Below are 7,722 nucleotides of genomic sequence, written 5' to 3'. Positions count from 1 at the left end.
GGAGAGAAGTGCGGCCGCCGACTCCCGGTCGGCCACGTCGCAGGCGGTGACGGTCACCGTCGCGCCGAGATCCTCCAGCTCCGCCGCCAACTCCGGTGCGCCCTCGGCGCCGAGACCCCGGCGGCTGACCAGCAGCAGGTGGCGGACGCCGTGCCCGGTGACCAGGTGCCGGGCCAGCAGCGCGCCCAGCGAGCCGGTGCCGCCGGTGACCAGGACGGTGCCCTCGGGGTCGAACGCGGCGGGCCCGTCGGTCGCGGCGCCGTCGGTGGCGCGGACCAGGCGCGGCGCGGACAGGGCCGCCCCCCGGACGGCGACCTGCGGCTCACCGGTGGCCAGCACGGCGGCGAGGACGGCACCGAGGTCGGTGTCGGCCTCGGTGTCGGTCTCGGTGTCCAGCAGCACGATCCGGTCCGGGTTCTCCGCCTGCGCGACCCGGATCAGACCCCAGACCGCGGCACCCGCCGGGTCCGTCACCCCGGCGTCGCCACCGGCGGGCACCGCACCCCGGGTGCGCACCACCAGTCGGGAGCCTTCGAGGCCGGACGCGGCCAGCCAGGACTGCGCGACCGCCAGTACCCGGCCGGTCAGACCGAGCACCGCGTGCTCGCCCGTACCGTCCCCGACCGCGTCCAGGACCACCACGGACGGCGCGGGCGCGCCGTCGGCCGGGGCGGCGAGCGCGGCCACCTCGGCCGCGCCGGACAGCACCGTCCACCGCACGGCGGCCGGAGCGGCGGCCGGGGGCAGCTCGGTCCACTCCACCCGGAACAGCGCGTCGCCGCCGGTCGCGCCCGCCGAGGCGGCCAACTGCTCGACGGCGACGGGGCGGAGCGTCACGGAGTCGGCCGCCAGCACGGCGGCACCGGTCTCGTCGGCGGCCTCGAAGGCCAGCGTGCCGGCGCCGAGCCGGGCCAGGCGCACCCGCAGGGCCGCCGCGCCCGTGGCGTGCAGCACCAGCCCGCTCCAGCGCAGCGGCTGCCACAGCCGGTCGGCGTCGGCCGCCACGGTGTCCCGCAGGCCCGGGTGCAGGGCCGCGTCGAGCAGCGCGGGGTGGATGCCGAAGCGGTCGGCCTCGTCGTGCTGGTCCTCCGGCAGGGCGACCTCGGCGAACAGCTCCTCGCCGCGCCGCCAGAGCGCCCGCAGGCCCTGGAACGCCGGGCCGTAGGCGTAGCCCTGGGCGACCAGGTCGGGGTAGAGGTCACCGAGGTCGACCGGCTGCGCGCCGGCCGGGGGCCAGGCGGTGAAGTCGAACTCCGGGCCGTCGGCGTCCTTCGTCGCCGTCAGGGTGCCGGTGGCGTGCCGGGTCCACGCGTCCGTGGCGTCCTCGCGGGCGGAGTACACCTCCACCGTGCGGGCGCCGTGCGCGTCGGGGCCGCCGACGGCGACCTGGACGCGGACCCCGCCGTGCTCGGGCAGGAGGATCGGCGCCTCGACGACCAGGTCGTCGAGGGTGCCGCAGCCGACCTCGTCACCGGCCCGGACGGCCAGCTCCACCAGCGCCGTGGCGGGGACGAGCACGACCCCGCCGACGGCGTGGTCGGCGAGCCAGTCATGGGTGCGCAGGGAGAGCCGGGAGGTGAACACCAGGCCGTCGGACTGCGGCAGTTGGACGACCGCGCCGAGCAGCGGGTGACCGGCGCCGGTCAGGCCCAGGGCCGCCGCGTCGGTCACCGAGGCCAGCATCCGGAGCCAGTAGTGCTCGTGGTCGAAGGCGTAGGTGGGCAGCTCCACCCGGGCGGCGCCGGCTCCGGCGGGGAGGGTCTTCACCCAGTCCACCTCGACGCCCCGGACGAAGAGTTCGGCCACCGCGGCCAGCAGGGTGGGCACCTCCGGGCGGCCGTCGCGCAGCGCGGCCACCGACACGGCTCGGCCGTCGACCGTCTCGTCCACCACGCCGCTCAGTGCCGCGGCGGGGCCGAGTTCGACGAACACCGCGCCACCGGGTGCGGCCGCCGTGGCGATGCCGTCGGCGAACCGGACCGGGCGGCGCACATGGTCCACCCAGTAGGCAGGATCGGCCAGTTGGCCCAGGTCGGCGACGCGGCCGGTGACGTTGGAGATCACCGCGAGCTTGGGCTCACCCCACGAGACCTCGGCCAGGGCGGTAGCGAACTCCGCCAGCATCGGCTCCATCAGCGCCGAGTGGAAGGCGTGCGAGACGGTCAGCTGCTTGACCTTGCGGCCCTGCTCGCGCAGTTGCTCCGCGGCCTTCAGCACGGCCGCCTCCTCACCGGAGAGCACCACCGACGAAGGCCCGTTCACCGCCGCCAGGTCCACGCCCGCACCGAGGAATTCGGCCACCTCGGCCTCGGTCGCGGCGACCGCGACCATCGCGCCGCCCGAGGGCAGCGCCTGCATCAGCCGGCCGCGCGCGGCGACCACCGCCGCCGCGTCCGCCAGCGAGAGCACCCCGGCCACATGGGCGGCCGTGATCTCACCGATCGAGTGGCCCATGACGGCGTCCGGCCGGACGCCCCAGGACTCGATCAGCCGGAACAACGCCGTCTCCACGGCGAACAACCCGGCCTGGGTGTACACGGTCTGGTCCAGCGATCCGGCCGTGCCCAGCACCACGTCCTTGACCGGGTGCTCGGTCCAGCCCGCCAACCGCTCGTCCAACGCCGCACACGCAGCCTCGAAGGCCTCGGCGAACACCGGGTACCGCTCGGCCAGCTCACGGCCCATGCCGACCCGCTGCGACCCCTGCCCCGGGAACACCAGCACCGTCCGGGCCGGGACCGAGCCGCTGCCCGTCACCAGCGCGGCGTCGGACTCCCCGCGCGCCAGCGCGTCCAGCCCCGCCAGCGCCTGCTCCGAGGAGCCCGCCAGCACCACCGCGCGCTCGGACAGCAGCGCCCGCTGCGACACCAGCGCGGCGGCGACGTCCGGGAGTTCCTGCTCCGACGCACCGACCAAGGCGGTCAGCCGCTCGGCCTGACCGGCCAGCGACCCGGCGCTCTTCGCCGAGAGCACCAGCGGCACGGCCCCGGCCCCCGGTACGGCCTCACCCGCGAGGGGCTCCACCTCGTCCTCGGGCGCCTGCTCCAGGATCAGGTGCGCGTTCGTCCCGCTGACCCCGAAGGAGGAGACCCCGGCCCGGCGCAGCCGGTCCACCTCCGGCCAGGGCCGGCTGCGGTCGAGCAGCTCGACCGCGCCGACCGACCAGTCCACCTGGGAGGACGGCGCGTCGACGTGCAGGGTGGCGGGCAGCACGCCGTGCCGCAGCGCCTGCACCATCTTGATCACGCCCGAGACACCGGCCGCCGCCTGGGCGTGGCCGATGTTGGACTTCAGCGAGCCCAGCCAGAGCGGCCGCCCGGGCTCGCGCTCCTGGCCGTAGGTGGCCAGTAGCGCCTGCGCCTCGATCGGGTCGCCCAGCACCGTGCCCGTGCCATGGCCCTCCACCACGTCCACGTCGGCCGGGGTGAGCCCGGCCGCCGCCAGCGCCTTGCGGATCACCCGCTGCTGGGAGAGGCCGTTGGGCGCGGTCAGCCCGTTGGACGCGCCGTCCTGGTTGACCGCGCTGCCGCGCAGCACCGCGAGCACCCGGTGCCCCTTGCGGCGGGCCTCGGAGAGCCGCTCCAGCACGACCACGCCCGCGCCCTCGGCCCAGCCCGTGCCGTCCGCCGCGTCCGCGTAGGACTTGCACCGGCCGTCCGAGGCCAGACCGCGCTGGCGGGAGAACTCCACGAAGGTGTGCGGTGTCGCCATCACGGTCGCGCCGCCGGCGAGTGCCATCGAGCATTCGCCGCGGCGCAGGGCCTGCGCGGCAAGGTGGATCGCCACCAGGGACGAGGAGCAGGCGGTGTCCACGGTGACCGCCGGGCCCTCGAACCCGAACACGTAGGAGATCCGGCCCGAGGCCACGCTGCCCGCCGCGCCCGTCCCGGCGAAGCCCTCCAGCTCCGGCGGCACGTTGCCGCCGAAGAAGTAGTCGACGCCCATGATCCCGTTGAACACCCCGACGTCCGCGCCCTTGAGCGAGGTCGGGTCGACGCCGGCGCGCTCCAGAGCCTCCCAGGAGGTCTCCAGCAGCAGGCGCTGCTGCGGGTCCATGGCGAGCGCCTCGCGCGGCGAGATCCCGAAGAACTCGGCGTCGAACTTCCCCGCGTCGCGCAGGAACCCGCCCTGCGCGACGTAGGAGGTGCCGGCCTTGTCCGGGTCGTCGTCGAACAGCGCGTCCAGGTCCCAGCCGCGGTCGTCCGGGAACGCCGACACGCCGTCCCGGCCCTCACTGACCAGCTGCCACAGGCTCTCGGGGCCGGTCACGCCGCCGGGCAGGCGGCAGGCCATGCCCACGATCGCGACCGGCTCGTCCGCGTTCCGCTGGACCTGCTTGCGCAGGTCGTGCAGTTCGGCCGTGACACGCTTGAGGTACTTGAGGATCTTCTCGTCCGTGGCCATCGTCAATTCCTCACCGGGGTTTGGGCAGACCGTGAAGGCGTGGTGCTCAAGAGATGCCGAGCTCGTCGTTGATGAAGTCGAGGACCTCATCGGCGGAGGCGGACTCCAACTGCTCGGCGACCGTGGACTCCTCCGTCTGCTCGACCCCGTTGAACCTCGCCACCAACCCCTGGAGGCGGAGCACGATGCCGGCCTTCTTGGACTCGTCGGACACCAGTCCGGCGATCAGCGACTCGATGTCCTCGATCTTGGCGTTCACCATCGACAGCGCGTCGTCGGTGGTGCCGAGCTCGCCGTGCAGGTACCGGGCCAGGGCGAGCGGCGCGGGGTAGTCGAAGACCACCGTCGCGGCCAGCTTCAGACCGGTCGCCTCGCGCAGCCGGTTCCGCAGTTCGACCGAGGTCAGCGAGTCGAAGCCGGCGTCCTTGAACGCCGTCTCCGGGCCGACCTGGTCGGGCCCGGCGTGACCGAGCACGGTCGCCACCTGGCCGCGGACCAGGTCCAGCAGCAGGGCCTCCTGCGCCGCCGGGGCCAGGCCGGCGAGCCGGCGGGTCAGCCCGCCGCTGTCACCGGCCGCCGTCCGGGCCAACTGCCGCCCGGAGCGCACCAGTCCCCGCAGCAGCGGCTGGGCGGTGCGGCCGGCGGCCGCGTCGGCCCGCAGCGACCGCAGGTCCAGCTTGATCGGCACGACCAGTGCCGTGTCGGTCCGCAGCGCCGCGTCGAACAGCCGCATGCCCTCGGCCGGGCCGATCGGCAGGACCCCGCCGCGGCTCATCCGGGCCTGGTCGGCGGCGCCCAGGTGGGCGGTCATGCCGCTGATCTGCTCCCAGAGGCCCCAGGCGAGGGACGTACCGGGCAGGCCCGCCGCCCGGCGCCGGTGCGCCAGGGCGTCGAGGTGGGCGTTGGCCGCCGCGTAGTTGCCCTGGCCGGCCGAGCCGAACAGGCCGGAGGCGGAGGAGAACACCGCGAAGGTCGTCAGGTCGAGGTCACGGGTGAGCTCGTCCAGGTGGCTCACGGCGGTCACCTTCGGGGCGAACACGCGGGACAGCCGCTCGGGCGTCAGTGCGCCGATCACGCCGTCGTCCAGCACACCGGCGGTGTGCACGACGCCGGTCAGCGGGTGCTCGGCCGGGACGGCGGCCAGCAGCGCGGCCACCGCCTCCCGGTCGGTCACGTCGCAGGCGGCGACCGTCACCGCCGCGCCCAGCCCGTCCAGTTCGGCCACCAGCTCCGGCGCGCCCTCGGCCCCGAGACCGCTCCGGCTGGCCAGCACCAGGTGCCGGACGCCGTGCTCGGTGACCAGGTGCCGGGCCAGCAGCGCGCCCAGCGAGCCGGTGCCACCGGTGACCAGGACGGTCCCGTCCGGGCGGAACGCCTCGGGTGCCTCCGTCGCGGGCCGGGCCTGCGCCCGGACCAGGCGCGGCACGGAGAGTGCCGCCGCCCGGACGGCGACCTGCGGCTCGTCGGCGGCCAGGACGGCGCCGAGCACGGTGGTGAAGGAGCCGTCGGTGTCCGGGTCGAGGTCGAGCAGGACGATCCGGTCCGGGTTCTCGGCCTGCGCGGTGCGCAGCAGGCCCCAGACCGCCGCGCCCGCCGGGTCGGTGACGTCGGCGTCGGTGCCGGCCGGCACCGCGCCCCGGGTGACCACCACGAGCCGCGCGTCCTCGAAGGCCGCGTCGGCCAGCCAGGCCTGGACGACGTCCAGGGCCTGTGCGGTCAGGGCGAGCACCTGGTCGGCGTCCTCGCCGCCGTGAGCCTCCAGGACGGCGACGGCGGGGGCCTCGGCGGCCAGCGCGGCCACCTCCTCGCCGGTGGCGACCGGCACCCAGGACGGCGCCGCCGCGGCCGCGGCCGCCGGCAGTGTGCTCCACTCCAGGCGGAACAGTGCGTCGCGGCCCTCGTCCGCGGCCGCCGCGGTGTCCAACTGCTCGACGTCCACCGGCCGGAAGGTCACCGAATCCACCGTCAGGACGGCGCCGCCGGCCTCGTCGACCGCGGTCAGCGCGAGCTTGTCCGGCCCCTGCGGGGCGATCCGGACCCGGACGGCGCCCGCGCCGGCGGCGTGCAGCACCAGCCCGTTCCAGGCGAACGGCAGGACGTTGTGGCCGTCCTCGGACTGGGCGAACGCCTGGGTGTGCAGGGCCGCGTCGAGCAGCGCAGGGTGGATGCCGAAGCGGGCGGCCTCGTCGCGCCGATCGTCCGGCAGGGCAACCTCGGCGAAGAGCTCCTCACCGCGCCGCCAGACGGCCTGGAGGCCCTGGAACGCCGGGCCGTAGGCGTAGCCGTGCCGGGCGAGGTCCTCGTAGAAGCCGGCGACGTCGAGCTCCACGGGCTCCGCGCCGGCCGGCGGCCAGACGGTGGTGTCGAAGCCGGGCGCCGCCGGGCGGTCGGCCGGGGCCGCCGTCAGGGTGCCGGCCGCGTGCCGGGTCCAGGCGTCCGGGCCGATCTCGCCGGCCGCGTCTTCGCGGGCCGAGTAGACGGCGACGGTCCGCGTGCCGTCCTCGTCGGGGCCGCCGACGGCGACCTGGATCCGGACTCCGCCGTGCTCGGGCACCACCAGCGGTGCCTCGATGACCAGTTCGTCGAGCCCGCCGGCGGCGACCACGTCGCCGGCCCGGACGGCCAGCTCCACCAGGCCGGTGCCGGGGACCAGCACGACCCCGCCGACGGCGTGGTCGGCGAGCCAGGCGTGCGTGCGCAGCGACAGCCGGGACGTGCAGAGCACCCCGCCCGTCTCGGGCACCTCCACCACCGCGCCGAGCAGCGGGTGGTTGGCCGTGACCTGGCCGAGCGAGACCGCGTCGGTGGCGGCGGTGGTCTGCAGCCAGTAGTGCCGGTGGTCGAAGGCGTAGGTCGGCAGCTCCAGGTGGGCGGTGCCGGTGGGCAGGAGGCCGGTCCAGTCCACAGCGACGCCCCGGACGAAGAGTTCGGCCACCGCGGTCAGTACGGTGTGCGCCTCGGGGCGGCCGTCGCGCAGGGCGGCGACGCAGACCGCGTCCTCCCCGGCGGACTCCGCCACCGCGCTGCTGAGCGCGGCGCCGGGGCCCAGCTCGACGAAGAGCGCCCCACCCGCTCCGGCCGCCGTGGCGATGCCGTCGGCGAACCGGACCGGGCGGCGGACATGGTCCACCCAGTAGGCGGGATCGGCCAGCTGGCCGGGATCGGCCACCCGACCGGTGACGTTGGAGATCACCGCGAGCTTGGGCTCACCCCACGACACGTTGGCCAGGGCGGTGGCGAACTCCGCCAGCATCGGCTCCATCAGCGCCGAGTGGAAGGCGTGCGAGACGGTCAGCTGCTTGACCTTGCGGCCCTGCT

Annotated in this window: 1 protein-coding gene and 1 pseudogene; both read right to left on the bottom strand. The window is 75.7% G+C overall.

Going from position 1 to position 7,722, the window contains the following annotated elements; genetic code table 11:
• Positions 1-4,404: pseudogene (locus ACZ34W_RS38030) on the bottom strand (beta-ketoacyl synthase N-terminal-like domain-containing protein); the annotation flags it as partial.
• A gap of 46 nt (positions 4,405-4,450) precedes the next feature.
• Positions 4,451-7,722: type I polyketide synthase (locus ACZ34W_RS38025; protein ID WP_465610992.1), on the bottom strand; the 3,272-nt coding region annotated here is incomplete at its 5' end.

The sequence above is a fragment of the Kitasatospora sp. NPDC022856 genome (assembly GCF_055561235.1).
This window is presented reverse-complemented; position numbering and strand designations above follow the sequence as displayed.